This is a genomic window from Streptomyces vilmorinianum, from assembly GCF_005517195.1.
Taxonomy (GTDB): domain Bacteria; phylum Actinomycetota; class Actinomycetes; order Streptomycetales; family Streptomycetaceae; genus Streptomyces; species Streptomyces vilmorinianum.
On sequence record NZ_CP040244.1, the window covers coordinates 5,113,003 to 5,136,381 of the forward strand.

Consider the following 23,379-nt stretch of genomic DNA (forward strand, 5'->3'; position numbering starts at 1 on the left):
CGGAGCCCTCAGGCTCCGGCCTGCAGGTCCGCCGCGATCGCGCGGGCGGCCTCGCGGGCGGGGCGGCCGACGCCGATGAGGGTCGCGGAGGCGGGGCCCGTCCAGTCCCCGTACCCGAGGAGGTGGAGGCGCGGTTCGCCGACGGCCCGGGTGCCGGTGGTGGGGATGTGGCCGCGCGGGCCGCGCAGGCCGAGCGGGGCCAGGTGCGAGAGGGCGGGGCGGAAGCCCGTGCACCAGATGACCGCGTCCGCTTCGGCGGTCGTGCCGTCCGCCCACTCCGCACCGCGACGGGTCAGGCGGGTGAACATCGGCCGCGCCGTGAGCAGTCCGGCGTCACGGGCCTCGCGTACGGGCGGTACGGCCACGATGTCGCCGAGCGAGGCGACCCCGCCCGTGTCCGTACGTCCCTCGTCGAGGGCGCGGCGGCGGGCGGTGGCCGCGTCGAAGAGGGCGCGGCCGTCGATGTCGTCGGCGAGGTAGCGGGGCGGGCGCTGTGTCACCCAGGTGAGCTCGGTGTCGTACGCGAGGTCGGCGGCGATCTGGGCACCGGAGTTGCCGCCGCCCACCACGACCACGTGTTGCCCGGCGAACTCGGCGGGGCCGCGGTACCGGACCGTGTGGAGCTGACGGCCCGCGTAGTCGGGGCGGCCCGGCACGGCGGGCAGGAACGGCCGGGTCCAGGAGCCGGTGGCGCTGATCACCGCGCGGGCCCGCCAGGCGCCGGAGTCGGTCTCGACCCGCAGGTGCGGGCCGTCGCGGTGGACGCCCTCGACGCGGACCCCGCGCCGGACGGCGAACGCGTAGCGCTTCTCGTAGTCGGCCAGGTACGAGACGACGTGGGCGGCGTCGGGGTAGGTCTCGCCCGGCTGCGGCGGCATGAGCCGGCCCGGCAGGGAGGAGAAGGCCGCCGGGGAGAACAGGCGCAGGGAGTCCCAGGTGTGCTGCCAGGCGCCGCCGGGCGTGGCCTGCTCGTCGAGGACGACGCAGTCCACGCCCAGGCGGCGCAGGTGGTAGGCGGCGGCGAGCCCGGACTGGCCGCCGCCGATCACCACGACGTCGCTGTGGTCCGTCATGCCTTGGGTCGCATGAAGACGACCCCGACCAGGGCCAGGCCCACCACGGCACCGACCAGCTGCATGCCGATGAAGGCCGGGACGGAGCCGGGGGCGATCCCCGCGAAGGTGTCGGTGAAGGCCCGGCCGATCGTCACGGCCGGGTTGGCGAAGGAGGTCGATGAGGTGAACCAGTAGGCGGCGCCGATGTACGAGGCGACCGCGACGGGTGCGAAGCGCAGCCGGTCGGTGCGGGCCAGGCCGAAGATCAGCAGGATCAGTCCGGCGGTGGCGACGACCTCGCCCAGGAGGAGGTTCCCGGCGGAGCGGTCGTGGGTGGACCACGTCACGAGCGGTTCGCCGAACATCGCGTCCGCCAGGATCGCGCCCGCGATGGCTCCGGCGATCTGCGACGGCACGTACACGGCGGCCTCGCGGGTGTCGACACCGGCGCCGCCGCGACGGGCGGTCCACCACTCGGCGAGGGTGACCGCCGGGTTGAAGTGGGCGCCGGAGACCGGGCCCAGGAGGGCGATGAGGACGCCGAGGCCGAAGACGGTGGCGGTGGAGTTGGCGAGCAGCTGCAGCGCCACGTCGTCGGTCAGCTGGGTGGCCTGGATGCCGGAGCCGACGACGACCGCGACCAGGGCGGCGGTCCCGATCAGCTCGGCGGCGGCGCGGGCGACCAGCGGCGTCCGGGGTGGGGTGGCGCCGGGTGCGGGCTGCGGCGCGTCGGCGGATATGGGCGTGCCGGCGTGCTCGATGGCGGTCAAGACAGGTTCTCCTCGGGCAGGTGAGGCAGAGCGGACGGGCTCGGGAGGGTCAGGGCGTGTCCGGCCAAGATCCGCCGGACACCCTCTAGGGGCAGGACCGCTTGAGGTTCGCTTCGGCGGTGGCGCGCGCGGTCTTCGCGAGGTCGGCGAACTGACCGGCGAGGGCATCGATGACGTCCGGGCGCAGGCGGTAGTAAGTGAATCTGCCGCACGGCTCCGTCTCCACGACGCCGGCCTCGCGCAGCACCTTGAGGTGGTTGGAGAGGTTGGTCTGCTTGGCGCCCGTCTCCTCCACGAGGTGGGTGGTGCAGAGGGTCTCCCGGGCGAGGAGGGTCACGATCCGGAGCCTGAGCGGATCGGCCAGAACCCGGAGCAGATCAGTGTCGACTGACGTCATCATGTGCTGATACTGTCACATCAGCTGGGGCTGACACCAGTCCGGGCTGACCATGTCGGCCGGCCCGTAGTCCCCGTCCCCGCCCACCAAGGAAGAAACGATGTCCTCCGCTCCTGCCGCCTCCGTGCTGTTCGTCTGTGTCCACAACGCGGGCCGTTCCCAGATGGCGGCCGGGTTCCTGCGCCACCTCGCCGGTGACCGCGTCGAGGTCCGCTCCGCGGGCTCCCTGCCCGGCGACCAGGTCAACCCCTCCGCCGTCGCCGCCATGGCCGAGCTGGGCATCGACATCTCCGACCAGAAGCCGAAGGTGCTGACGACGGAGGCCGTCCAGGCGTCCGACTACGTGATCACCATGGGCTGCGGCGACGCCTGCCCCATCTTCCCCGGCAAGAAGTACCTGGACTGGGCCCTGGAGGACCCGGCCGGTCAGGGCGTCGAGGCCGTCCGCCCGATCCGCGACGAGATCAAGGGCCTCATCGAGAGCCTCGTCGCCGAGATCGACGCGAAGCAGCGGCAGGCCTGAGCCTCAGGGCGTGGGGTTCCACTCCCGAGGAAGCCCGGCCCCGCAGAGCGCGCAGACGTACTCCCCCTCGCGTACGAGGTTCAGCTCCGCGCACCCCGCGCAGCGCCGGAACACGATCTCGTGGGTGAACCGTCCCGGGTGGGCGAGACCCGCGCGGGCGAGCGCGGCGGCGACGGAGGCCCAGGAGTCGGGGTCCGGGCAGTAGCCGGTCGACTGGTTGCTGATCTCGGCGGCCTCCCAGCCGCCGGGCCCCTCGACGAAGGCCATCTCCCCCGCCGCGCGCACCCAGCCCCGCCCGGCGCAGGCGACATGCTCGCTGCGGCGGGGCGCGAGCCGCAGGAAGCCGTCCTCGTCCACGACATAGGTGAACGGCTCGTCGAGGTCCCCGGCCGTCCGGGCGGCGACCCACGCCGCGAAGTCCTCAGGGGTACGCATCACCCGGCCCGAGCTGCCCTCCGTGACCGCCGCACGGATCTCCGGCGGGCCGACGTACCCGTACCGCCGCGGTCCGGCGGAGGCGATCACGATCCGGGGCCGCAGCACGCGGACGGCCGCGCCGGAGAGGCGCACCCTCGCCGCCAGGGGCGGAGTGATCTCCCCCACCTCGCGCCCGTACAGCTCGATCCGGTCCAGGACCAGCTCCCCGCCCTCGAACCCGTCGCCCGTCCTGACCAGGCCGCCGACACAGCGGACGACGCAGACGGCGGCGTCGGGCCCGTCCGCCTCCACCTCGTGGATCTGGAGCATGGCGTCACCCTAGCCACTGGCGTCCGTGGCACTGAGTGTGTTTTGCTGAGGGTACTCAGTGCCACAAGCCTTAGGGGAGCTCACCATCATGGGCAAGGACTTCGACCTGTATCGCCCGTCCGAGGAGCACGAGATGCTCCGGGAGACGGTCCGTGCGCTGGCGGAGGCGAAGATCACGCCGTTCGCCGCGGCGGTCGACGAGGAGGCCCGTTTCCCGCAGGAGGCGCTGGACGCGCTGGTCGCGGCCGATCTGCACGCGGTCCACGTGCCGGAGTCCTACGGCGGTGCGGGCGCGGACGCGCTGGCGACGGTGATCGTGATCGAGGAGGTCGCCCGCGCGTGCGGTTCGTCCTCGCTGATCCCGGCCGTGAACAAGCTGGGCTCGCTGCCGGTGATCCTGTCCGGCTCGGAGGAGCTGAAGAAGAAGTACCTGGGCCCGCTGGCCAAGGGCGAGGCGATGTTCTCGTACTGCCTGTCGGAGCCGGACGCCGGTTCGGACGCGGCCGGGATGAAGACCCGCGCGGTGCGCGACGGCGACTTCTGGGTGCTCAACGGTGTGAAGCGGTGGATCACCAACGCCGGTGTGTCGGAGTTCTACACGGTGATGGCCGTCACCGACCCCGACAAGCGCTCCAAGGGCATCAGCGCGTTCGTGGTGGAGAAGGGCGACGAGGGCGTGTCCTTCGGCGCGCCGGAGAAGAAGCTCGGCATCAAGGGCTCCCCGACGCGTGAGGTCTACCTCGACAACGTGCGCATCCCGGCCGACCGGATGATCGGCGCGGAGGGCACCGGATTCGCCACCGCGATGAAGACCCTGGACCACACCCGTATCACCATCGCCGCGCAGGCCCTCGGCATCGCCCAGGGCGCCCTGGACTACGCCAAGGGCTACGTCAAGGAGCGCAAGCAGTTCGGCAAGCCGATCGCCGACTTCCAGGGCGTGCAGTTCATGCTGGCCGACATGGCCATGAAGCTCGAGGCCGCCCGCCAGCTCACCTACGCCGCCGCCGCCAAGTCCGAGCGCGTGGACGGCGACCTGACCTTCTTCGGCGCCGCGGCCAAGTGCTTCGCCTCCGACGTCGCCATGGAGGTCACCACCGACGCCGTCCAGCTCCTGGGCGGCTACGGCTACACCCGCGACTACCCCGTCGAGCGCATGATGCGCGACGCCAAGATCACCCAGATCTACGAAGGCACCAACCAGGTCCAGCGCATCGTCATGGCCCGCAACCTCCCGTAATCGTCTGTCACTTGAAAGGAGCCAGGCCGTGACCCTGAGGATCGCTGTCTGTGTGAAGTACGTACCCGACGCGACCGGCGACCGCGGTTTCGCCGACGACCTGACCGTCGACCGCGACGAGGTCGACGGCCTGCTCTCGGAGCTGGACGAGTACGCCGTCGAGCAGGCGCTGCAGATCGCCGAGGAGGCGGACGAGGCCGAGGTCACCGTCGTCACCGTCGGCCCCGACGACGCCAAGGACGCCCTGCGCAAGGCGCTGTCCATGGGCGCCGACAAGGCCGTCCACGTCAACGACGAGGACATCCACGGCACCGACGTCATCGGCACCTCCGCGATCCTCGCCAAGGCGCTGGAGAAGACCGGCTTCGACCTGGTCGTCTGCGGCATGGCGTCGACCGACGGCACGATGGGTGTGCTGCCCGCGCTGCTCGCCGAGCGGCTGAGCCTGCCGCAGGTCACCCTGCTCTCCGAGATCTCGGTGGAGGACGGCCTGGTGAAGGGCCGCCGGGACGGCGACGCCGCCACCGAGCTGCTCGAGGCCCCGCTGCCGGCCGTCGTCTCGGTCACCGACCAGTCGGGCGAGGCCCGTTACCCCTCCTTCAAGGGGATCATGGCCGCCAAGAAGAAGCCGGTCGAGGAGCTGGACCTGGACGACCTCGGCATCGACGCCGACGAGGTCGGTCTGGCCGGGTCCTGGACGCTGGTCGAGTCGGCCGCCGCGCGCCCGGCCCGTACCGCGGGCACGATCGTCACGGACGAGGGCGACGGCGGCAAGCAGCTCGCCACGTTCCTGTCGTCGCAGAAGTTCATCTGACCCACCGTCACTACCGTTCAGGAGCAAGGAATCATGGCTGAGATCCTGGTTCTCGTGGACCACGCCGACGGTGCGGTCCGCAAGCCGGCGCTCGAACTGCTCACCCTGGCCCGCCGGATCGGCGAGCCGACGGCCGTCGTGCTCGGCGCCGGTGAGGCCGCGGCGTCGATCGCCGCCACCGCCGGGGAGTACGGCGCGGCCACCGTGTACGTCGCGGACGGCGCCGAGTTCGCCGAGCGGCTCGTCGTGCCGAAGGTCGACGCGCTCACCCAGATCGCCAAGGACAAGGGCGTCGCCGCCGTCCTGGTGCCCTCCTCCGGCGAGGGCAAGGAGGTCGCCGCGCGCGTCGCGCTGCGCCTCGGCTCCGGTCTCATCACCGACGCCGTGGAGCTGGAGGCCGGCGAGGAGGGCCCCGTCGCGACCCAGTCCGTCTTCGCCGCCTCGTACCAGGTGAAGTCGCGGGTCTCGCAGGGCGTCCCGGTCATCACCGTCAAGCCCAACTCCGCCGCCCCGGAGGCCGCCCCGGCCGCCGGTACGGTCGAGAATGTCACCGTCGCCTTCACGGGCAACGCCGCCAAGGTCGTCTCGCGCACCCCGCGGGTCTCCACCGGCCGCCCCGAGCTGACCGAGTCCGCGATCGTGGTCTCCGGCGGCCGCGGTGTCGGCGCGGCCGAGGGCTTCGAGGTCGTCGAGAAGCTCGCCGACTCGCTCGGCGCGGCGGTCGGCGCCTCGCGCGCCGCGGTCGACGCGGGCTGGTACCCGCACTCCAACCAGGTCGGCCAGACCGGCAAGCAGGTCTCGCCGCAGCTGTACATCGCGGCGGGCATCTCCGGCGCGATCCAGCACCGCGCGGGCATGCAGACCTCGAAGACGATCGTGGCCGTCAACAAGGACGCCGAGGCCCCGATCTTCGACCTCGTCGACTACGGCGTGGTCGGTGACCTCTTCGAGGTCCTGCCGCAGCTGACGGACGAGATCGGCGCGCGCTGACCGCCCGGCTCCCGCCGAAAAAGAACCGGCCCGGTGGCACTCTGTGCCACCGGGCCGGTTCTTCTCGTTCCGGGCTCCCGGTCAGATCCAGCCGTCGAGGGGGACCTCTTCGCAGAGCCGGACGACCGGCTGCCGGCCGGAGGCGGTGGAGCGGGAGGCGAGCCTGACCCGTACGCCGGGGCGCACCGCGTGGAGCGGGCCGTCGACCCGGCACCGGACGACGAAGCCCTCGGCCATGTACACCGGCCAGAGGTCGGCGTCGGCCGCGGCGACCCCGCGGCGTACGGAGATCACGCCCTCGCCCTCGCTGCGTTCGGGCGCGAGGTCGGTCGACCCGCAGGTCGGACAGAGCAGGCGCTGGAAAGTCGTGGTGTGGCACCAGCGGCAGAGCTGGTAGTAGAGCTCGGCGTCGGCGACCGATTCCTCGGTCCGGACGGCGGCGCTCCCGATCCTCAGTCCCGTGGATCCCGATCCCGTGTGGAACACGATGCCTTCTCCTTGCACTCGGCGGCTCGACCGTGCATGGAGTCAACATATGGCACTGAGTGCCACAGAATAAAGACCTCAGTTCCCTGAATTGATGATACTGAGATCCCCGAGGGTCCCTCAGCTCTCGCCGAGGCTCGATTCCACCTCGCGCACCACGCGCCACATCGGCGTGGACCGCTTGGTGATCACCACGACGACGTCCTCGGCCGCGTCCTCCTGGACACCGCCGGCACCGGGCCCCTCGCGCCCCTCCTGCCAGGTGTTCTGGACGAATTCCAGGGCCTGGTCCACCTCGGCCAGCGGGTCGCCCTCGCCGCCGGAGCGCAGCCAGTGGCGCAGGGCGTGGTTGTGGGCGGCGACCACGGCGGCGGCGACCACGTTGGCCCGCAGCGTGCCGTCGCGGCGGTCGGCGAAGCGGGTGCGCAGATAGTCGCCGAGCGTCTTCTCGTACCGCCAGACGACCGACAGTTCGTACGTCCGCAGGCCCGTCACCTCGCGGGTGAGGCGGTAGCGCTGGACGGAGAAGGTGGGGTTCTCGGCGTACATCCGCATGACGAGGCGGGCGGCGCCGCACACCCTGACCAGCGGGTCGTCGGTGTCCCCGCTCGCGGCGAGGAACTCGGTCATGTCGGCCAGGCACTGCTCGTGGTCGGGGAAGACCACGTCCTCCTTGGAGGGGAAGTACCGGAAGAAGGACCGCCGGCCGACCCCGGCCAGCGTGACGATGTCGTCGACCGTCGTCTGTTCGTACCCGCGCTCCAGGAAGAGCTGGAAGGCCGCGGCGATGAGGGAGTCCCGCATCGCGGGCTTCGCGGAGTTCGTCGAGGCTGTTCCCATGGCCCGAACCTAACATCCGGGGTACGGGAAAGCGGCACTTGGTGCCGGGCTTGACCGGCACCAAGTGCCCTCAGGGGCCTACGGCGGTCAGCGGGCGGCCATCCGCAGGGCGCCGTCCATCCGGATCGTCTCGCCGTTGAGGTAGTCGTGCTCGGCGACCATGGTGACGAGCCGGGCGTACTCGTCCGGGCGGGCCAGGCGCTGCGGGAAGGTGACGCTCGCGCCGAGCCCGGCCCGGACCTCCTCGCTGAATCCGGCCATCATCGGGGTGTCGACGATGCCGGGCGCGATGGTGACGACCCGGATGCCGAACTGGGCGAGGTCCCGCGCGGCGGTGACGGTCATCCCGGCGACGCCGGCCTTGGAGGCGGCGTAGGCGATCTGTCCGACCTGGCCCTCGAAGGCGGCGATCGAGGCCGTGTTGACGACCAGGCCACGCTGCCCGTTCTCGTCCGGCTCCTGCCGGGCGATGGCCTCGGCGGCGAGCCGCATCACGTTGAAGGTGCCGACCAGGTTGACGTCCACGACCGCCCTGAAGAGTGCCAGGTCGTGCGGTCCCTTGCGCCCGAGCACCCGCGCGGAGGGCGCGATCCCAGCGCAGTTGACCGCGAGCCGCAGCTCGGCCCCGTCCTCCGCGATCCGCCCGAGCGCCGCCCGCACCTGCTCCTCGTCGGTGACGTCGGCCGGGAGCAGCGTGACCCCGTCCGCGGGCGCCTCGGCCCCGGCGACCGCCTTGTCGAGGTCGAGCCCGTACACGGTGGCGCCCTGCGCGGCGAGCGCTGCGGCGGTGGCCGCACCGAGCCCCGAAGCGGCACCGGTGACGAGCGCGGCGGAACCTGCGATGTCCATGGAACTCCTCGTACGAACCGGCGGCCCGTCACGGGCCGCCGTAGGTGTGTGGTGATGGATGGATGGCGAGGGCCGGCCTGGGCGCTACTTCCACTCGTAGGCCTTGTCCGTGAACTTCCCGCCTTCGTCCTGCTCGAACTCGAACACGCCGACGGTGCCGTTGAGCCGGGTGAAGCGCGCGGCGGCGCTCTCCCAGAAGATCGAGCCGCGCCAGCTGGCCCCGCCGGACTCGGTGACATGCCCGATTCCGGAGCCGTGCCAGGTGACGGACTCGCCGTCGCGGGTCATGGTGACCCCCTGGCCTTCTCCGAAGAGGGTGCCGTCGGCACGCATGACCGACTCGTACGTGCCCATGGTGGTGCCCTCGACGCCCAGAAGAGTTCCGCTCGCGCGGATCGACACCTCAAGGACCGCGTGGCCACCGTCCGTGGACAGCACCCGGATTCCCGTGACCTCTCCCGTTTCCTCACCGATCAGGTCTCCGAGCATGATGGGGCTCCTCTCCTGAGACGACGGATCGGGTCCCCCCTTCCGGACTACGCCCGCCGGCACGGCCCGGCAACCCGGGAGGTTCAGCGGGCGAGCCCGCGGCTGATGACGAGCCGCTGGATCTGGTTGGTGCCCTCGAAGATCTGCATGATCTTGGCCTCGCGCATATAGCGCTCGACCGGGAAGTCGCGGGTGTATCCGTACCCGCCGAGGACCTGGACGGCGTCGGTGGTCACCTTCATGGCGGCGTCGGTCGCGATCAGCTTCGCGGCGCTGGCCTGGCGGCTGAAGGGGCGGCCCAGGTCGCGGCGGCGGGCCGCGTCGAGGTAGGTGGCGCGCGCGGAGTCGACGGCGGCGGCCATGTCGGCCAGGAGGAAGCCGAGACCCTGGTGGTCGACGATCCTCCGGCCGAAGGTGGTGCGCTCGTTGGCGTATTCGACGGCGGCGTCGAGGGCGGCCTGGGCCAGGCCCGTGGCGCAGGCGGCGATGCCCAGGCGGCCGCAGTCCAGTGCGCTGAACGCGATCTGGAGCCCCTGGCCCTCGTCGCCGATGAGCCGGTCGGCCTCCAGGAGGGCGCCGTCCCAGTGGGCGGAGGTGGTCGGGACGGCCTGGAGGCCCATCTTGCGCTCGGGCTTGCCGAAGGTGAGGCCCTCGGTCGCGCCGGGGGCGAGGAAGCAGGAGACGCCGTGGCTGCCGGCGGCGGTGCGGGCGAAGAGGGCGTAGAAGCCGGCCTTGCCGCCGTGGGTGATCCACGCCTTGTTTCCGGTGACCCGATACGCCGTACCACCAGCGCCGTCTTCGGTGCGCTCGGCCTTGCAGTTCAGCGCGGCGGCGTCGGAGCCGGCCTGGGGCTCGGAGAGGCTGTAGCCGCCGATGGTCTCGCCGGCGAGCATCGCGGGGAGCCAGCGTTCCTTCTGCTCGGGGGTTCCGAAGGAGTTCAGGGGGTGGCAGGCGAGCGTGTGGACGCTGGTGGCGACGGCCACGGCCGCCCAGCGGGCCGCCAGCTCCTCCAGGACCTGCAGATACACCTCGTACGGCTGGCCTCCGCCGCCGTACTCCTCGGGGTAGGCGAGGCCGAGCAGCCCGGCCTCGCCGAGGGTGGTGAACAGACCTTCCGGGTACGTCTCGGCGGCCTCGTGCTCGTCCACGCGGGGAGAGAGTTCCTTGTCGGCGATCTCCCGGGTGAGGGCGATGAGGTCCGCTGCCTCGGGGGTGGGAAGCAGGCGGTCGACATCCATGGCGACTCCAGTGACACTCAGCACCGATCAAACGGTACTGCAGGCGGTACGGCAGTACCGTTTAGAGTAACGCAGAAGGGCGCCACCGAAACCCCCCGAACGGGTCGACCGGCATACTGTTCGGGTGATCGAGACCTCAGCCGCCGGCGCTCCGAAGCTGACGGGCCGCGGCGCCGCCCGCCGGTCCGCCCTGTTCGAGGAGCTGGTGGCCCTCCTGGTCGCCGAGGGCTTCGCCCAGCTGACGCTGGACGATCTCGCGGCCCGGCTGCGCTGCTCCAAGCGCACGCTCTACGGCCTGGCGGACAGCAAGGAACAGCTCGTCCGCGCGGCCGTCGTCCACTTCTTCCGGCGCGCCACCACCCGGGTCGAGGCGGTCCTCGCGGCGGAGCCCGAGCCCGCGGAGCGGCTGGCCGCGTATCTGCGGGCGGTCGCGGCGGAACTGGCGCCGGTCTCCCCGCAGTTCTTCGACGACGTGGCCGCCTTCGAACCGGCAGCCGAGGTCTACGAGCGCAATACGCGCGCGGCCGCGGGCCGGGTGCAGCAGCTGATCGAGGAGGGCGTGCGCGCGGGCGCCTTCCGGGAGGTCCATGTGACCTTCGCGGCCGATGTCATCGCCTCCGTCATGGTCCGCATCCAGCAGCGGCAGGTCGCGGCGGCGACCGGGCTCGCGGACGCGGAGGCGTACGGGCAGCTCGCGGAGCTGCTCCTGAACGGCCTGCGCAGGAACTGAGGCATGGCCGATACCGGCCACCCGTCCGTCACCCTTCGCAGCTGATCCACTACTGTGTGCGGCGCATCGATTCGCCACGACACAGGGAGTTCTTCGCGTGGAGCGCAGCCGTACCGACCTGAGGATCCGTGCCGTACTCGCCGCGATGGGCGTCACCGCCGCGCTGGCCACCGCCCCCGCCGCGCAGGCCGCGCCCGCGGAACAGATCAAGGCCGTGCCGCCGGCGCCGTGCTCCGGCGAGTTCGAGGGCGACAAGCGCCTCGGCCCGAAGTACCTGCCGAAGAAGAAGCAGGAGCCGGTGGGTCCGCTGCTGCGCCACTACCACCGCACCGGGAAGCTCTCCTCGGCGGACTTCCTCAAGAAGTACTGGGAGGGCCCGGCCGACACCGGCGGCTGGAAGTACCCGCCGAACGACGGCTTCGCCGAGGTCAACGGCGAGATCGACAAGGCACCGGACACCCTGGAGGAGGGCGAGCGCCTGGACCGCTTCGGCTCGGAGTACGGCTCCTACCTCGCCCCGGCCGGCGACCTGTACGCCAAGCGCGCGCTGCCCCCGCAGAACCTGAACACCCGTGACGCGGCCTTCCCGTGCGACTACCACCTGTACGAGGTGACCAAGTCGTTCACCGTCTGGGAGGGCGGGATCGCGCCCTGGTTCGAGCAGCCGGGCGGCGGCCGCCAGATCAAGCTGGACCCGGCGTTCCTGAACCCGGGGGACGGGCAGCGGCTGAACGTGAAGTGGCTGCTGGACCACGGCTATCTGGAGCGCGTCACCGCGTGACCGTGACGGACCGGCAGAACCTCGCGCGGGCACTCCAGGAGGCCGGAGTACCCGCCGAGCACTACTGGATCGAGGGCGCCCACGAACCGGCGCCCACCCCGCCGGACTTCGTCTATCTGCGGTCGCTTGAGGGCGGCCGCTGGGAGGTGGGCGTGTACGAGCGGGGCGCGTACGAGCCGGTCGCCACGCACGCCACGGAGGCGGCGGCGTGCGCCCACCTCCGTACGCTGATCGGCCGCTAGGGCCGTTCCCCAGGCGGCGCGAGCTCGGCAAGGCCCAAGAGACAGGCCCTAGTCCGGCAGGATCGGCGGGTCGGCGAGGCGTACGAGTTCGAGGGCCTGCCCCGGGAACCAGTCGCCCGCCTTCGGGTCGACCGTCCCGCGCTCGGGGTCCTTCGGACCGGCCGTACCGCGCAGACAGCGGCCGTCGGACTCCCCTGGCGTCTTGATCCACAGCCGGGCGTCGTGGAGCGGATCGCCGGTCGCGGCCGTCGGCCGGGGTCCGAGTCCGCGGCCGGGCGGGTTGCACCACTCCTGCGGGTCGGGGTGGGCGCCGGGCTTCGGGGTCCAGGGCCCCCGGCCCGCGCGGCCGGTGTCGGTGACGAAGTGAGCGCGGCCGGCCGCCGGGGCTCCGGCGTGGGTGGCCAGCCAGGCGCGGGCCTCGGCGCGGCTCCGGCTCGGGCCGGGGCAGTCGGCGGGGTCGCCCGCCTTGGAGGCGTGGGCGAGACAGCCGGAGACGAGGGTGCCGTACCAGGCGGTGTCCTCGTCGGAGTGGTAGTGGGAGACGTTGACCGCGAACCCGGTCGCGCGGCCGACGCCGGCCTTGAGCAGCCGGGGCACGAGGGTGCCGACGGCGTGCCAGCCGGGGTGTCCCGCGTCGATGTAGACCGTGGTGCCGGCGAGCGGTTCGAGGGTGTCGACGGCGCGACCGACCGCCGCGTAGCGGGCGGCTGTTCGCGTCCCCCGGCTGTCGTCCTGGCCGCAGTCCGAGGGCAGCAGGGCGATGCCGTCCGGTTCCAGGACGACGAGCGCGCGGTGGCCGCCGATGCCCCGGGCGACGGCTCGGATCCAGGTGTCGTAGCCGGTTTCGGTGGCCGCGCCGCCGGCGGAGTACTGCGAGCAGTCACGGCCCGGCACGTTGTAGAGCACGAGGACGGGCACGGTCCCCTCCCGCGTGGCGGTCTCCACCACGTGGCGCGCGGCACGTTCGACGGCGGCGGGTGTCCCGTCCCCGAGCCAGACGGCGTGCGGGGTGCGGACCAGGGCGAGCAGTCCGGCGGCGGTGCGCTCGTCTCCTCGCGCGCGGAGTTCGTGGTACTGGGCGAGCGCGGCCGGGTTGGCGGCGGGGGTGTGGAAGCGGACGGGGTCGGGCGGTGCGCCCCCGGCCGTCACCGGCAGGAGCGCGGCGGCGAGCAGGGCGAGGGCGAGCGAGGCGAGGGCCAGGACCCGTGCGGACGGCACGGCGGTGGAGCGGTGGTGCATGGGAGACGTCCTCTCGGCACGCTCCGGCACGCGACGGGAGCGCTCCCGCGAGCGTCGCCCGACCGCCTCGTACACGTCAATGACACGAAAGGCTGGTCCGCGTGTGCGTCAGGCGACGGAACCTATCCGTCCGTCCGGTGCGCGGGGGCCGTCGTGGTGGATCGGGGTGTGAGCGCCCGTCAGGGACACGCCGGAGCCGCCCCGGCGGTTGGCGACGATCTCGGCCGCGATGGACAGGGCCGTCTCCTCCGGGGTGCGAGCGCCGAGGTCGAGGCCGATCGGGGAGCGCAGGCGGGCGAGTTCGAGTTCGGTGACGCCGACCTCGCGCAGGCGCTTGTTGCGGTCCTCGTGGGTGCGCCGGGAGCCCATCGCGCCGACGTAGGCGACGGGCAGCTTCAGTGCGGTTTCGAGGAGCGGGACGTCGAACTTGGCGTCGTGGGTGAGCACGCACAGGACCGTGCGGCCGTCGACGTCGGTCGACTCGAGGTAGCGGTGCGGCCATTCGACGACGATCTCGTCGGCCTCCGGGAAGCGGGCGGCGGTCGCGAAGACCGGCCGGGCGTCGCACACGGTGACGTGGTAGCCGAGGAACTTGCCGACCCGGACGAGGGCCGAGGCGAAGTCGATCGCGCCGAAGACGATCATGCGGGGGGCGGGGACGGAGGACTCGACCAGGAGGGTGAGCGGCTGTCCGCAGCGGCTGCCGTCCTCGCCGATCTCCACGGTGCCGGTGCGGCCCGCGTCCAGCATCGCGCGGGCCTCGGCCGCGGCGGTGCGGTCCAGCTCGGGGTGGCCGCCGAGGCCGCCCTCGTACGAACCGTCGGGGCGGACGAGCAGCGCCCGCCCTCTCAGGTCCTCGGGTCCTTCGGTGATCCGCGCCAGGGCCGCCGGCTCCCTGACGGCCGCCGCCGCCAGGGCTGCGGGGTAGACCCCGCCGCGTACCGGCGTGACGAGGATGTCGATGACTCCGCCGCAGGTCAGACCCACCGCGAAGGCGTCCTCGTCGCTGTATCCGAAGCGCTCGACGACGGTCTTGCCGTCTTCGATGGCCTGTTGGCACAGCTCGTACACCGCGCCCTCCACACACCCGCCGGAGACCGAGCCGATCGCCGTGCCGTCGCTGTCGACGGCGAGCGCGGCGCCAGGCTGCCGGGGCGCGCTCCCGCCGACCGCCACCACGGTGGCGACGGCGAAGGTGCGTCCCTGCTCGACCCACCGGTGCAGCTCTTCGGCGATGTCCAGCATCTCGAACTCCTCGATATGTGTGTGAAGGGCGGCGGTAAGGCGTCAGCCAACGCCGAGCCAGCTCTCGATCGGGTGGATCGCGAAGTACACGACGAAGATCGCGCACAGGCCCCACATGAAGGCGCCCACTTCGCGTGCCTTGCCCTGCGCCACCTTGATGACGGCGTAGGAGATGACACCGGCCGCGACACCCGTGGTGATGGTGTACGTGAACGGCATCAGGACCACGGTGAGGAACACCGGGATCGCCACGGAGCGGTCGCTCCAGTCGACGTGCTTGGCGTTCTGCATCATCATCGCGCCGATGACGACCAGGGCCGCGGAGGCGACCTCGGCGGGCACGATCGCGGTGAGCGGGGTGAAGAAGAGGCAGGCCGCGAAGAACGCGCCGGTGACGACGGAGGACAGACCCGTACGGGCACCCTCGCCGACGCCGGTCGCCGACTCGACGAAGACGGTCTGGCCGGAGCCGCCGACGCCACCACCGATGACACCGCCGGCGCCGTCGATGAACAGGGCCTTGGACAGGCCCGGCATGCGGCCCTTGTCGTCCGCGAGGTTGGCCTCGGAGCCGACACCGATGATGGTGGCCATGGCGTCGAAGAAGCCTGCGAGCACCAGGGTGAAGACGATCATGGTGATCGTGATGTAGCCGACGTCGCCCCAGCCGCTGAAGGACACTTCGCCGATGAGCGAGAAGTCCGGGGTGGAGACAGCGCTGCCCTGGAGCTCGGGGGCTCCGGAGAACCAGGCGCCCGCGCCCTTGGCGGGGATGTCCGCGACGGCGTTGACGATCATGGCGATGACCGTGCCGGCGACGATGCCGATGAGGATGGCGCCGGGGATGTTGCGGGCCTGCAGCGCGAAGATCAGCAGCAGGGTCACCGCGAAGATCAGGACAGGCCAGCCCTGCAGCTCACCGAGCGGGCCCAGGGTGACCGGGCCTCCGCCGGGAGCGGGGTTCTCGTGGACGAAGCCGGCCTTGACGAAGCCGATGATGGCGATGAAGAGGCCGATGCCGATCGTGATCGCGTGCTTGATCGCCAGCGGGATCGCGTTCATGATCATCTCGCGCAGGCCGGTGACCACCAGGAGGCAGATCACCACACCATAGGCCACACACATGGCCATGGCCTGCGGCCAGGTCATGACGGAGACGACCTGCGAGGAGAGCACACCGGAGACGCTGAGCCCCGCTGCGAGGGCGAGGGGGACCTTGCCCCAGAAGCCCATCAGCAGGGTGGTCACGGCGGCGGCCAGAGCGGTCGCCGTGATGAGGGCGGGCTGGCTGAGGACGTTTCCGTCCACATCCTTGCCGCCGAGGATCAGAGGGTTGAGCAGGAGAATGTACGCCATCGCCATGAAGGTGGTGACGCCGCCGCGGATCTCCGTCGCGACGGTGGATCCTCTCTCCGAGATGTGAAAGTACCGGTCGAGCCAAGAGCGGCCGGCGGGGACGTTGGAGCCGGAGCCCGCGTCCTCCGAGGCGGTCTTGGGCTCCACTGACGACTGGGTCATGGGGCCTACTCCCAAGGTTCAAAGGGGCACCCGCATAAGACTTTCCGAAGGTCAGACAAGCTGCGGGATTTGGGATGCTGCGTGGGCTGCACGACCCGGGGGACGGCCCGAGACGAACTGGGTGAATCGGTACTGCTGGTGGTGCCGGGTACTGCTGGGGGTTGCTCCGGGCGGTACGGGCGGGGGAAGTGTGACGTTCCTGGGAGGCACGTACCGCCCGGAGAGTCCTACAAGGTGCCGGTGAGCGCTTCGGGGCGGACCGGCGTCTTGTTGAGCTCCAGCCCCGTCGCGTTCCGGATCGCCGCGAGGACGGCCGGGGTCGACGACAGGGTCGGGGCCTCGCCGATGCCCCGCACGCCGTACGGCGCGTTGGGGTCGGCAAGCTCCAGATAGTCGACCGGGATGGTCGGCGTGTCGAGGATGGTCGGGATCAGGTAGTCCGTGAAGGAGGGGTTGCGCACCTTCGCGGTCTTCGGGTCGACGATGATCTCCTCCATCACCGCGACGCCCAGGCCCTGGGTGGTGCCACCCTGGATCTGGCCGATGACGGAGAGCGGGTTGACCGCCTTGCCGACGTCCTGGGCGCAGGCCAGCTCGATCACCTTCACGAGGCCGAGCTCGGTGTCGACCTCCACCACCGCGCGGTGCGCCGCGAAGGCGTACTGCACGTGGCCGTTGCCCTGGCCGGTGACCAGGTCGAAGGCCTCGGTGGGGCGGTGGCGCCACTCCTCCTCGATCTGCACGACCTCGTCCCCGAGGACGTCCACGAGGGTCGCGAGGACCTCTCCGCCGTCGGTGACGACCTTGCCGCCCTCCAGGAGGAGTTCGGCGTTGGCCCAGGCCGGGTGGTACGAGCCGAACTTGCGCCGGCCGATCTCCAGGACCTTCTCGCGGACGAGTTCGCAGGAGTTCTTGATGGCGCCGCCGGTCATGTACGTCTGGCGGCCCGCGGAGGTCGAACCGGCCGAGCCCACCTGGGTGTCGGCGGGGTGGATGGTGACCTGCTGGACGCCGAGCTCGGTGCGGGCGATCTGCGCGTGGATGGTGACACCACCCTGGCCGACCTCCGCCGCGGCGGTGTGGACCGTGGCGACGGGCTCGCCGTTGATGACCTCCATGCGGATCTTGGCGGTCGAGTAGTCGTCGAAGCCCTCGGAGAAGCCGACGTTCTTGATGCCGACGGCGTAGCCGACACCGCGGACGACGCCCTCGCCGTGCGTGGTGTTGGACAGACCGCCCGGCAGCGCGCGGACGTCCGCCGCCTCGCCGGCCGCGAGCCACTGCTGCTCCGGCGGCATCGGGCGGGCCTTGACCCGGCGAAGGAGCTCGGCGACCGGGGCCGGCGAGTCCACGAGCTGGCCGGTCGGCATGATCGTGCCCTGCTCCATGGCGTTGATCTGGCGGAACTCCACCGGGTCCATGCCCAGCTTGGCCGCGACCTTGTCCATCTGGGCCTCGTACGCGAAGCAGGCCTGGACCGCGCCGAAGCCGCGCATGGCGCCGCAGGGCGGGTTGTTGCTGTAGAGGCCGATCGCCTCGATCTCGACGTCCTCGACGACGTACGGGCCGACCGAGAGGGACGCGGCGTTGCCGACGACCGAGGCCGTGGACGACGCGTAGGCGCCGCCGTCGAGCACGATCTTGCACTTCAGGTGCGTGAGCTTGCCGTCCTTGGTGGCGCCGTGCTCGTAGTAGAGCTTCGCCGGGTGGCGGTGGACGTGCCCGAAGAAGGACTCGTAGCGGTTGTAGACCATCTTCACCGGCTTGCCCGTGCGCAGCGCCAGCACGGAGGCGAGGATCTGCATCGAGATGTCCTCGCGACCGCCGAACGCGCCGCCGACGCCGGCCATCGTCATGCGCACCTTCTCCTCGGGCAGGCCGAGGCAAGGCGCGATCTGCTTGAGGTCCGAGTGCAGCCACTGGGTGGCCACGTACAGGTCGACGCCGCCGTCCTCGGCCGGCACCGCGAGGCCGGACTCGGGGCCGAGGAAGGCCTGGTCCTGCATGCCGAAGGTGTACTCGCCCTTGACGATGACGTCGGCGCGCTTGGCGGCCTCGGCGGCGTTGCCGCGGATGATCGGCTGGCGGTGCACGATGTTCGGGTGCGGGACGTGACCGGAGTGGTGGTCGTCGCGGTTCTCGTGGACCAGGATCGCGTCCGGGGCGAGCGCCGAGGCCTCATCGGTGATGAGGGGCAGCTCCCGGTAGTCGACCTTGATCTTCGCGGCGGCGCGGCGCGCGGTCTCCGGGTGGTCGGCGGCCACGAGGGCGACCGGCTCACCGTGGTGACGGACCTTGCCGTAGGCGAGAACCGGGGTGTCCTGGAACTCCATGCCGTAGTTCTTCGCGGCCGGCAGGTCCTCGTGCGTCAGGACGGCGTAGACGCCGTCCATCGCGAGCGCCTCGGAGGTGTCGATGGACACGATCTCGGCGTGCGCGACCGTGGACCGCAGGATCTGGCCCCACAGCATGTCCTCGTGCCACATGTCCGAGGAGTAGGCGAACTCGCCGGTGACCTTCAGGGTGCCGTCCGGACGGAGGGTGGACTCGCCGACGCCGCCCTTGGTGTGGTTCTGGGTGACCTCGGTGGGCGTGCCCGCCGGTACGGTGCGTGTGTTCTGAGCCATCGTCAGACCGCCTCTCCCTGACGCTCCTGGCGAGCGGCCGCGAGGCGGACCGCGTCGAGGATCTTCTCGTAACCGGTGCAGCGACAGAGGTTGCCGGAGAGCGCCTCGCGGATGTCCGCGTCCGTCGGGGACGGGTTGCTCTCCAGCATCTCGTCGGCCGCGACCAGCAGACCGGGGGTGCAGAAACCGCACTGCACGGCGCCGGCGTCGATGAACGCCTGCTGGATCGGGGACAGTTCGACGCCCTCGCCGGTCTGCGAGTCCTGACCGGGCTTGGCCTCCCACCTCTTGGCCTCGTCGAGCGAGGTGCCGCAGGCGCCGGAGGCGCAGGCACCTCCTTCCCGATGGGCTTCCTCACGCTGCTTGGCGTACTCCGCCAGGCCCTCGACGGTGACGACCTCGCGGCCCTCGACCTGGCCGGCGGCGACCAGACACGAGCAGACCGGCACCCCGTCGAGACGGACGGTGCAGGAACCGCACTCGCCCTGCTCGCAGGCGTTCTTGGAGCCGGGCAGACCCAGGCGCTCACGCAGAACGTAGAGAAGGGACTCGCCCTCCCAGACGTCGTCGGCTTCCTGCGGACGACCGTTGACCGTGAAATTCACGCGCATGGTTATGCAGCTCCCTCAAGCGTGCGGCCGCTGCCGCGGTACTGCTCCCAGGTCCAGCCGAGCTGGCGGCGGGCCATGATGCCGACCGCGTGCCGCCGGTACTTGGCGGTGCCTCGGACGTCGTCGATCGGGTTGCAGGCGCCGGAGACGAGCTCCGCGAACTGCTTGGCGATCGAGGGAGTGATGATCTTGCCGTTGTCCCAGAAGCCGCCCTCTTCGAGGGCCGCGTTCAGGAACTCCTCGGCGGCCGTCGCCCGCACCGGGGTCGGCGCGGCCGAGCCGATGCCGGTCCGCACGGTCCGGGTCTCCGGGTGGAGCGCGAGGCCGAAGGCGCAGACGGCGATGACCATCGCGTTGCGCGTACCGACCTTGGAGTACTGCTGGGGCCCGTCCGCCTTCTGGATGTGGACGGTCTTGATGAGCTCGTCGGGCTCCAGCGCGTTGCGCTTCACGCCCTTGTAGAACTCGTCGATCGGGATGAACCGGGTGCCGCGCACCGACTCCACCTCGACCTCGGCGCCCGCCGCGAGCAGCGCGGGGTGGGCGTCACCGGCCGGGGACGCGGTGCCCAGGTTGCCGCCGACACCGCCGCGGTTGCGGATCTGCGGGGAGGCGACCGTGTGGGAGGCGAGCGCCAGACCCGGCAGTTCCTCGCGCAGGTTCTCCATGATCTGCGTGTACGGGACGGAGGCGCCGAGGCGGACGTTCTCCTCGCCGACCTCCCACTCGCGCAGCAGCTCGATCCGGTTGAGGTCCAGGAGGTACTCGGGACGCCGGTGGTCGAAGTTGATCTCGACCATGATGTCGGTACCACCGGCGATGGGCACGGCCGTGGGGTGCTCGGCCTTGGCGGCGAGCGCCTCCTCCCAGCTGGCGGGGCGAAGGAAGTCCATGGTGGCTCTCTTCTAGTGCTTCTAGTGATCGGGGGTCGTTCGTCGGGCCCGGGGGGACGGTCGGCCCTCGACTTCGAGTGTGTTCACGTGCTGTTAACGCGATGTGTGGCCTAGTACACAAGCCCCGCCCGCCGGGGTGCAGTCACCGAAAACATGAAGGAGTTGGCTGGTGACCATGTTCGTCTTGTAGATTCGAACGAAAGGCGGGCCTCAGTAACCTCGCCGTTTTCCCCTGGAAACGGTGGCACCACGCCACCGACGACATCGCGACAGTTTCCGAAGCTGCCGGGGTCTGGGGAGGCGGCGCGGGCGAGCGCCGCCGAGAGTGACAGACGAGTGACGGACGAGAAGGAACGGCGGCGACGAGATGCGGCTGCGCGCACTGCTGGAAACCGACGCGCTGGGGCTGCGCCTGCTCGGTGGTGAGGACGAGCTGGACCGCACCGTCCGCGGCGTGATGACGACGGACCTCAAGGATCCCAGCCGGTATCTCTCCGGTGGCGAGCTGGTCCTCACCGGACTCGCCTGGCTGCGGGAGCCCGAGGACGCGGAGCCGTTCGTCCGGATCCTGGCCTCCGCCGGGGTGGCGGCCCTGGCCGCCGGCGAGGCGGAACTCGGAGACATCCCGGACGATCTCGTGCAGGCGTGTTTGCGCCATCGGCTGCCGCTGTTCGCCGTCAACGAGTCCGTTGCGTTCGCGACGATCACCGAGCACGTTGTTCGACAGGTCTCCGGCGAGCGGGCGGGCGACCTGGCGGCGGTCGTCGATCGCCACAGAAGGCTGATGACCTCCGGCCCCGCCGGAGGTGGCCCCGAGGTCGTCCTCGACCTCCTGGGCTCCGACCTGGACCTCCGGGCCTGGGTCCTCTCCCCCACCGGCCGCCAGATCGCGGGCGCAGGGGAGCCGCTGGACGCCGGTCTCGCCGCGACCCTGGCCGGCGAGCACCTCGCCGCCACCCGGACCGGACGGCGCGGCCCCCACCGGGTGAGCGCCGCCGGAAGCACGTACTCCCTCTTCCCGATCCGCAACACCGGGCGCGGCGCCCCGCCCGCCGCCCGGGACGTACGGGAGACCGTCCTGTCCGACTGGCTGCTCGCCGTCGAGGCGGACGCGGGCGACTGGCCCGCCGCCCGGCTCGACCTGCTCCAGGGCGTCACCCAGCTGATCGCCGTGGAGCGGGACCGGCGGGACGCGGCGCGCACGGTACGGCGCCGGCTCGCCCAGGAAGTCCTGGAACTGGTCCAGACAGGCGCCGCCCCGGCCGAGATCGCCGCCCGCCTGCGGGTGGCCGCCCCGGTCCTGCTGCCCGGTCTCGGGACCGCGCCGCACTGGCAGGTCGTCGTCGCCCGGGTCGAGTGGGATCCGGAGGGCGGCGCGGGCACGGTGGAGACCGGCCCCGTCGCCCAGGCGCTGCTCGAGGAGGTCCTGGTGGACCCCGCGACCGTGGGCGCCGACTCCGCCGACCGCATCGCCGTCGCCCATCACGGCGACGAGGCCATCGCCCTGGTCCCGCTGCCCGCGGGGCCGCTGCCGGACAGCGAGGACGAGGGCACCGGCGGCATCGGCCTGCACGCCGACGTGCTGCTCGCGACCGTACGGGAGCCCCTGTCGGCCGGTCTCGACGGTGACGGGCGCCTGACCCTCGGCGTCAGCGCGGCCGTCCACTCCGCGGAAGGCCTGCGCGGCGCCCTGGAGGAGGCCCGCCACGCCCGTCGCGTCGCCGCCGCCCGCCCCGGCCGCGTCTGCGCCGCCGGCCACCACGAGCTCGCCTCCCACGTCCTGCTCCTCCCGTTCGTCCCGGACGACGTCCGCCGCGCCTTCACCGCCCGGCTCCTCGACCCGCTGCGGGACTACGACCGCCGCCACCGCGCCGAGCTCATCCCCACGCTGGAGGCCTTCCTGGACTGCGACGGCTCCTGGACCCGCTGCGCGACCCGACTGCACCTGCATGTGAACACCCTGCGCTACCGGGTGGGCCGGATCGAGCAACTGACGGGCAGGGACCTGTCGCGTCTGGAGGACAAGCTGGACTTCTTCCTGGCCCTGCGCATGTCGTGAGTTCACCCGTTCGACGTAACCCGGCCGCCGAATCCGCGGCCGGGGCCGCGTCTGCACCGGCGTAGACGCAATGCACTTGTGAAATAATTCACCTGACCCCTTGGCCAGCCACACCCGTTCGTGCTGAGATGCGGGCTCAACAGCTCAACTCAACAGCTCGATGGCGCGCTCGGGGAGGGCAATGTGGCGGACACCGCCATGTCTGGTTCCGAAACGACGGGTGGCGACGATCCGTCCCTTGCCTACGGCAGGAAGACCCCCATGGAGACCGCCATATGGCGGCTCCGCTCGCGCGGCTGCTGGACCGACGCGGCCGCTCTGCTCGCACCTCGCGCCTCCGAACCGGCGGCGGCCCTCGAAAGAGCCGCCCTGCTGATCGAGCGCTGTCTGTACACCGAGCAGGGCTGGGCCGAGGCGGAGGAGGCGCTGCGGGCGGCGGAGGCGGTCGCGCAGAGCGACGAGGAGCGTGGGGCGGCGGCGTGCGAACGCGGCTATCTCGCCTACGCGTCGACGCTGCTCGGCGTCAGGGACCGGGCCGACGAGGCCACCGCGGCGCTCGGCCGCGCGGCCGCGCTGATCGGCCCCTCGGCCCAGGGGCGCCCGCTGCTCGACTTCCGGCGGGGGCTGATCGCCCAGAACCTCGGCGACTCCCCCGACGCGGCGCGCGCCGCCTACCGCCGGGCCCACGCGGGCGCGACGGCCCAGGGCGACACCCTGCTCCTCTCCTCCACCTGGCGTCATCTCGCCGGACTCGCCCTGCGCGAGGGCGAGTTGGCGGAGGCGCGGCGCGGCTTCGCCGAGTCGCTGAGGATCCGCGAGGAGCTCGGCTATCTGGTCGGTACGGCCCCGGCCCTCACCGCCCTCGCGGACACCGAGACGGAACCGGAGGCGGGGCGGCTGCGGGCGGAGGCGCGGCGGCTGTTCCGCCTTCTCGGCGGGGTGCCGACCTGGCTGGCTGCCCAACTGACGCCCCACACCGCGATCTGACGGAGCATC

At 71.7% G+C, this 23,379-nt stretch carries 24 protein-coding genes; 9 read left to right on the top strand and 15 right to left on the bottom strand.

Annotation, left to right across the window (positions count from 1 at the left end):
* Nucleotides 1-8: 8 nt before the first annotated feature.
* The 3 genes from FDM97_RS23825 to FDM97_RS23835 all read right to left on the bottom strand — a co-directional run bounded on the left by FDM97_RS23825 (nucleotide 9) and on the right by FDM97_RS23835 (nucleotide 2,225).
* Nucleotides 9-1,073, bottom strand: a complete 1,065-nt coding sequence (locus tag FDM97_RS23825) for an ArsO family NAD(P)H-dependent flavin-containing monooxygenase (protein ID WP_137992527.1) — start codon at nucleotides 1,071-1,073, stop codon at nucleotides 9-11.
* Complete coding sequence (locus tag FDM97_RS23830) at nucleotides 1,070-1,825, bottom strand: aquaporin (RefSeq protein WP_137992528.1); 756 nt, start codon at nucleotides 1,823-1,825, stop codon at nucleotides 1,070-1,072. The genes FDM97_RS23825 and FDM97_RS23830 overlap by 4 nt, the downstream gene beginning before the upstream one ends.
* Before the next feature lie 85 nt (nucleotides 1,826-1,910).
* A complete protein-coding gene (locus FDM97_RS23835) occupies nucleotides 1,911-2,225 on the bottom strand; it encodes an ArsR/SmtB family transcription factor (protein WP_137992529.1) in 315 nt (104 codons plus the stop codon).
* Nucleotides 2,226-2,322: 97 nt separating this feature from the next.
* Between FDM97_RS23835 and FDM97_RS23840 the strand changes: the two genes are divergently transcribed.
* The gene (locus FDM97_RS23840) at nucleotides 2,323-2,745 is read left to right on the top strand and encodes an arsenate reductase ArsC (RefSeq protein WP_137992530.1); all 423 of its coding nucleotides are present in this window, start codon (nucleotides 2,323-2,325) and stop codon (nucleotides 2,743-2,745) included.
* A gap of 3 nt (nucleotides 2,746-2,748) precedes the next feature.
* On the opposite strand, the gene FDM97_RS23845 is transcribed toward FDM97_RS23840, so the two are convergent.
* The gene (locus tag FDM97_RS23845; RefSeq protein WP_349775391.1) at nucleotides 2,749-3,492 is read right to left on the bottom strand and encodes a hypothetical protein; all 744 of its coding nucleotides are present in this window, start codon (nucleotides 3,490-3,492) and stop codon (nucleotides 2,749-2,751) included.
* An 88-nt stretch (nucleotides 3,493-3,580) separates the two neighbouring features.
* On the opposite strand from FDM97_RS23845, the gene FDM97_RS23850 reads away from it, so the two are divergent.
* The 3 genes from FDM97_RS23850 to FDM97_RS23860 are packed head-to-tail and all read left to right on the top strand — an operon-like array spanning nucleotide 3,581 to nucleotide 6,536.
* A complete protein-coding gene (locus FDM97_RS23850) occupies nucleotides 3,581-4,732 on the top strand; it encodes an acyl-CoA dehydrogenase family protein (RefSeq protein ID WP_137992531.1) in 1,152 nt (383 codons plus the stop codon).
* 28 nt (nucleotides 4,733-4,760) lie between these two features.
* Nucleotides 4,761-5,546, top strand: coding sequence for an electron transfer flavoprotein subunit beta/FixA family protein (locus FDM97_RS23855; protein WP_137992532.1), 786 nt, complete (start codon nucleotides 4,761-4,763; stop codon nucleotides 5,544-5,546).
* 33 nt (nucleotides 5,547-5,579) lie between these two features.
* The gene (locus tag FDM97_RS23860; RefSeq protein WP_137992533.1) at nucleotides 5,580-6,536 is read left to right on the top strand and encodes an electron transfer flavoprotein subunit alpha/FixB family protein; all 957 of its coding nucleotides are present in this window, start codon (nucleotides 5,580-5,582) and stop codon (nucleotides 6,534-6,536) included.
* Nucleotides 6,537-6,617: 81 nt separating this feature from the next.
* On the opposite strand, the gene FDM97_RS23865 is transcribed toward FDM97_RS23860, so the two are convergent.
* The 5 genes from FDM97_RS23865 to FDM97_RS23885 form a co-directional block, all read right to left on the bottom strand.
* Nucleotides 6,618-7,022: a PhlB family protein gene (locus FDM97_RS23865; RefSeq protein WP_137992534.1), complete on the bottom strand. Its 405-nt coding sequence runs from the start codon at nucleotides 7,020-7,022 to the stop codon at nucleotides 6,618-6,620.
* 120 nt (nucleotides 7,023-7,142) lie between these two features.
* Nucleotides 7,143-7,862, bottom strand: a complete 720-nt coding sequence (locus tag FDM97_RS23870; protein WP_137992535.1) for a TetR/AcrR family transcriptional regulator — start codon at nucleotides 7,860-7,862, stop codon at nucleotides 7,143-7,145.
* A gap of 87 nt (nucleotides 7,863-7,949) precedes the next feature.
* Nucleotides 7,950-8,711 carry an SDR family NAD(P)-dependent oxidoreductase gene (locus tag FDM97_RS23875; protein ID WP_137992536.1) on the bottom strand — a complete coding sequence of 254 codons (762 nt, stop codon included), beginning with the start codon at nucleotides 8,709-8,711 and terminating at the stop codon, nucleotides 7,950-7,952.
* Between the two features lie 84 nt (nucleotides 8,712-8,795).
* The gene (locus FDM97_RS23880) at nucleotides 8,796-9,200 is read right to left on the bottom strand and encodes a hypothetical protein (RefSeq protein WP_137992537.1); all 405 of its coding nucleotides are present in this window, start codon (nucleotides 9,198-9,200) and stop codon (nucleotides 8,796-8,798) included.
* Nucleotides 9,201-9,283: 83 nt separating this feature from the next.
* Nucleotides 9,284-10,438 (bottom strand): acyl-CoA dehydrogenase family protein, encoded by a 1,155-nt coding sequence (locus FDM97_RS23885; RefSeq protein ID WP_137992538.1) that lies wholly within the window; start codon nucleotides 10,436-10,438, stop codon nucleotides 9,284-9,286.
* Nucleotides 10,439-10,562: 124 nt separating this feature from the next.
* Here FDM97_RS23885 and FDM97_RS23890 point away from each other — a divergent pair, with 124 nt between their 5' ends.
* The 3 genes from FDM97_RS23890 to FDM97_RS23900 all read left to right on the top strand — a co-directional run bounded on the left by FDM97_RS23890 (nucleotide 10,563) and on the right by FDM97_RS23900 (nucleotide 12,191).
* Nucleotides 10,563-11,168: a TetR/AcrR family transcriptional regulator gene (locus FDM97_RS23890; protein WP_137992539.1), complete on the top strand. Its 606-nt coding sequence runs from the start codon at nucleotides 10,563-10,565 to the stop codon at nucleotides 11,166-11,168.
* Nucleotides 11,169-11,313: 145 nt separating this feature from the next.
* Nucleotides 11,314-11,949, top strand: coding sequence for a TNT domain-containing protein (locus tag FDM97_RS23895; protein ID WP_137994996.1), 636 nt, complete (start codon nucleotides 11,314-11,316; stop codon nucleotides 11,947-11,949).
* Nucleotides 11,946-12,191 carry a hypothetical protein gene (locus FDM97_RS23900; protein WP_254705738.1) on the top strand — a complete coding sequence of 82 codons (246 nt, stop codon included), beginning with the start codon at nucleotides 11,946-11,948 and terminating at the stop codon, nucleotides 12,189-12,191. The genes FDM97_RS23895 and FDM97_RS23900 overlap by 4 nt, the downstream gene beginning before the upstream one ends.
* 48 nt (nucleotides 12,192-12,239) lie before the next feature.
* Here FDM97_RS23900 and FDM97_RS23905 read toward each other — a convergent pair whose 3' ends face one another.
* The 6 genes from FDM97_RS23905 to FDM97_RS23930 form a co-directional block, all read right to left on the bottom strand.
* The gene (locus FDM97_RS23905) at nucleotides 12,240-13,430 is read right to left on the bottom strand and encodes a glycoside hydrolase family 6 protein (RefSeq protein ID WP_137992540.1); all 1,191 of its coding nucleotides are present in this window, start codon (nucleotides 13,428-13,430) and stop codon (nucleotides 12,240-12,242) included.
* A 108-nt stretch (nucleotides 13,431-13,538) separates the two neighbouring features.
* Nucleotides 13,539-14,675 (bottom strand): XdhC family protein, encoded by a 1,137-nt coding sequence (locus tag FDM97_RS23910; protein ID WP_137992541.1) that lies wholly within the window; start codon nucleotides 14,673-14,675, stop codon nucleotides 13,539-13,541.
* A gap of 42 nt (nucleotides 14,676-14,717) precedes the next feature.
* Entirely contained in the window at nucleotides 14,718-16,193 is a 1,476-nt protein-coding gene (locus tag FDM97_RS23915; protein WP_137992542.1) for an NCS2 family permease, read from the bottom strand.
* 227 nt (nucleotides 16,194-16,420) lie between these two features.
* Nucleotides 16,421-18,820, bottom strand: coding sequence for a xanthine dehydrogenase family protein molybdopterin-binding subunit (locus tag FDM97_RS23920; protein WP_137992543.1), 2,400 nt, complete (start codon nucleotides 18,818-18,820; stop codon nucleotides 16,421-16,423).
* Between the two features lie 2 nt (nucleotides 18,821-18,822).
* The gene (locus FDM97_RS23925; protein ID WP_137992544.1) at nucleotides 18,823-19,431 is read right to left on the bottom strand and encodes a (2Fe-2S)-binding protein; all 609 of its coding nucleotides are present in this window, start codon (nucleotides 19,429-19,431) and stop codon (nucleotides 18,823-18,825) included.
* A 2-nt stretch (nucleotides 19,432-19,433) separates the two neighbouring features.
* Nucleotides 19,434-20,324 carry an FAD binding domain-containing protein gene (locus FDM97_RS23930; protein WP_137992545.1) on the bottom strand — a complete coding sequence of 297 codons (891 nt, stop codon included), beginning with the start codon at nucleotides 20,322-20,324 and terminating at the stop codon, nucleotides 19,434-19,436.
* A 367-nt stretch (nucleotides 20,325-20,691) separates the two neighbouring features.
* Here FDM97_RS23930 and FDM97_RS23940 point away from each other — a divergent pair, with 367 nt between their 5' ends.
* Both FDM97_RS23940 and FDM97_RS23945 read left to right on the top strand, forming a co-directional pair.
* Complete coding sequence (locus tag FDM97_RS23940) at nucleotides 20,692-22,383, top strand: PucR family transcriptional regulator (protein ID WP_137992547.1); 1,692 nt, start codon at nucleotides 20,692-20,694, stop codon at nucleotides 22,381-22,383.
* 198 nt (nucleotides 22,384-22,581) lie between these two features.
* Complete coding sequence (locus FDM97_RS23945) at nucleotides 22,582-23,370, top strand: hypothetical protein (protein ID WP_175439219.1); 789 nt, start codon at nucleotides 22,582-22,584, stop codon at nucleotides 23,368-23,370.
* Nucleotides 23,371-23,379: the final 9 nt, after the last annotated feature.

Bases quoted from the DNA above. Each gene is read 5' to 3' on its own strand.
- FDM97_RS23825 (WP_137992527.1), bottom strand. From the start codon at position 1,073: ATGACGGACCACAGCGACGTCGTGGTGATCGGCGGCGGCCAGTCCGGG.
- FDM97_RS23835 (WP_137992529.1), bottom strand. From the start codon at position 2,225: ATGATGACGTCAGTCGACACTGATCTGCTCCGGGTTCTGGCCGATCCG.
- FDM97_RS23840 (WP_137992530.1), top strand. From the start codon at position 2,323: ATGTCCTCCGCTCCTGCCGCCTCCGTGCTGTTCGTCTGTGTCCACAAC.
- FDM97_RS23845 (WP_349775391.1), bottom strand. From the start codon at position 3,492: ATGCTCCAGATCCACGAGGTGGAGGCGGACGGGCCCGACGCCGCCGTC.
- FDM97_RS23850 (WP_137992531.1), top strand. From the start codon at position 3,581: ATGGGCAAGGACTTCGACCTGTATCGCCCGTCCGAGGAGCACGAGATG.
- FDM97_RS23860 (WP_137992533.1), top strand. From the start codon at position 5,580: ATGGCTGAGATCCTGGTTCTCGTGGACCACGCCGACGGTGCGGTCCGC.
- FDM97_RS23870 (WP_137992535.1), bottom strand. From the start codon at position 7,862: ATGGGAACAGCCTCGACGAACTCCGCGAAGCCCGCGATGCGGGACTCC.
- FDM97_RS23875 (WP_137992536.1), bottom strand. From the start codon at position 8,711: ATGGACATCGCAGGTTCCGCCGCGCTCGTCACCGGTGCCGCTTCGGGG.
- FDM97_RS23880 (WP_137992537.1), bottom strand. From the start codon at position 9,200: ATGCTCGGAGACCTGATCGGTGAGGAAACGGGAGAGGTCACGGGAATC.
- FDM97_RS23885 (WP_137992538.1), bottom strand. From the start codon at position 10,438: ATGGATGTCGACCGCCTGCTTCCCACCCCCGAGGCAGCGGACCTCATC.
- FDM97_RS23895 (WP_137994996.1), top strand. From the start codon at position 11,314: ATGGGCGTCACCGCCGCGCTGGCCACCGCCCCCGCCGCGCAGGCCGCG.
- FDM97_RS23905 (WP_137992540.1), bottom strand. From the start codon at position 13,430: ATGCACCACCGCTCCACCGCCGTGCCGTCCGCACGGGTCCTGGCCCTC.
- FDM97_RS23910 (WP_137992541.1), bottom strand. From the start codon at position 14,675: ATGCTGGACATCGCCGAAGAGCTGCACCGGTGGGTCGAGCAGGGACGC.
- FDM97_RS23915 (WP_137992542.1), bottom strand. From the start codon at position 16,193: ATGACCCAGTCGTCAGTGGAGCCCAAGACCGCCTCGGAGGACGCGGGC.
- FDM97_RS23920 (WP_137992543.1), bottom strand. From the start codon at position 18,820: ATGGCTCAGAACACACGCACCGTACCGGCGGGCACGCCCACCGAGGTC.
- FDM97_RS23925 (WP_137992544.1), bottom strand. From the start codon at position 19,431: ATGCGCGTGAATTTCACGGTCAACGGTCGTCCGCAGGAAGCCGACGAC.
- FDM97_RS23930 (WP_137992545.1), bottom strand. From the start codon at position 20,324: ATGGACTTCCTTCGCCCCGCCAGCTGGGAGGAGGCGCTCGCCGCCAAG.
- FDM97_RS23940 (WP_137992547.1), top strand. From the start codon at position 20,692: ATGCGGCTGCGCGCACTGCTGGAAACCGACGCGCTGGGGCTGCGCCTG.
- FDM97_RS23945 (WP_175439219.1), top strand. From the start codon at position 22,582: ATGTCTGGTTCCGAAACGACGGGTGGCGACGATCCGTCCCTTGCCTAC.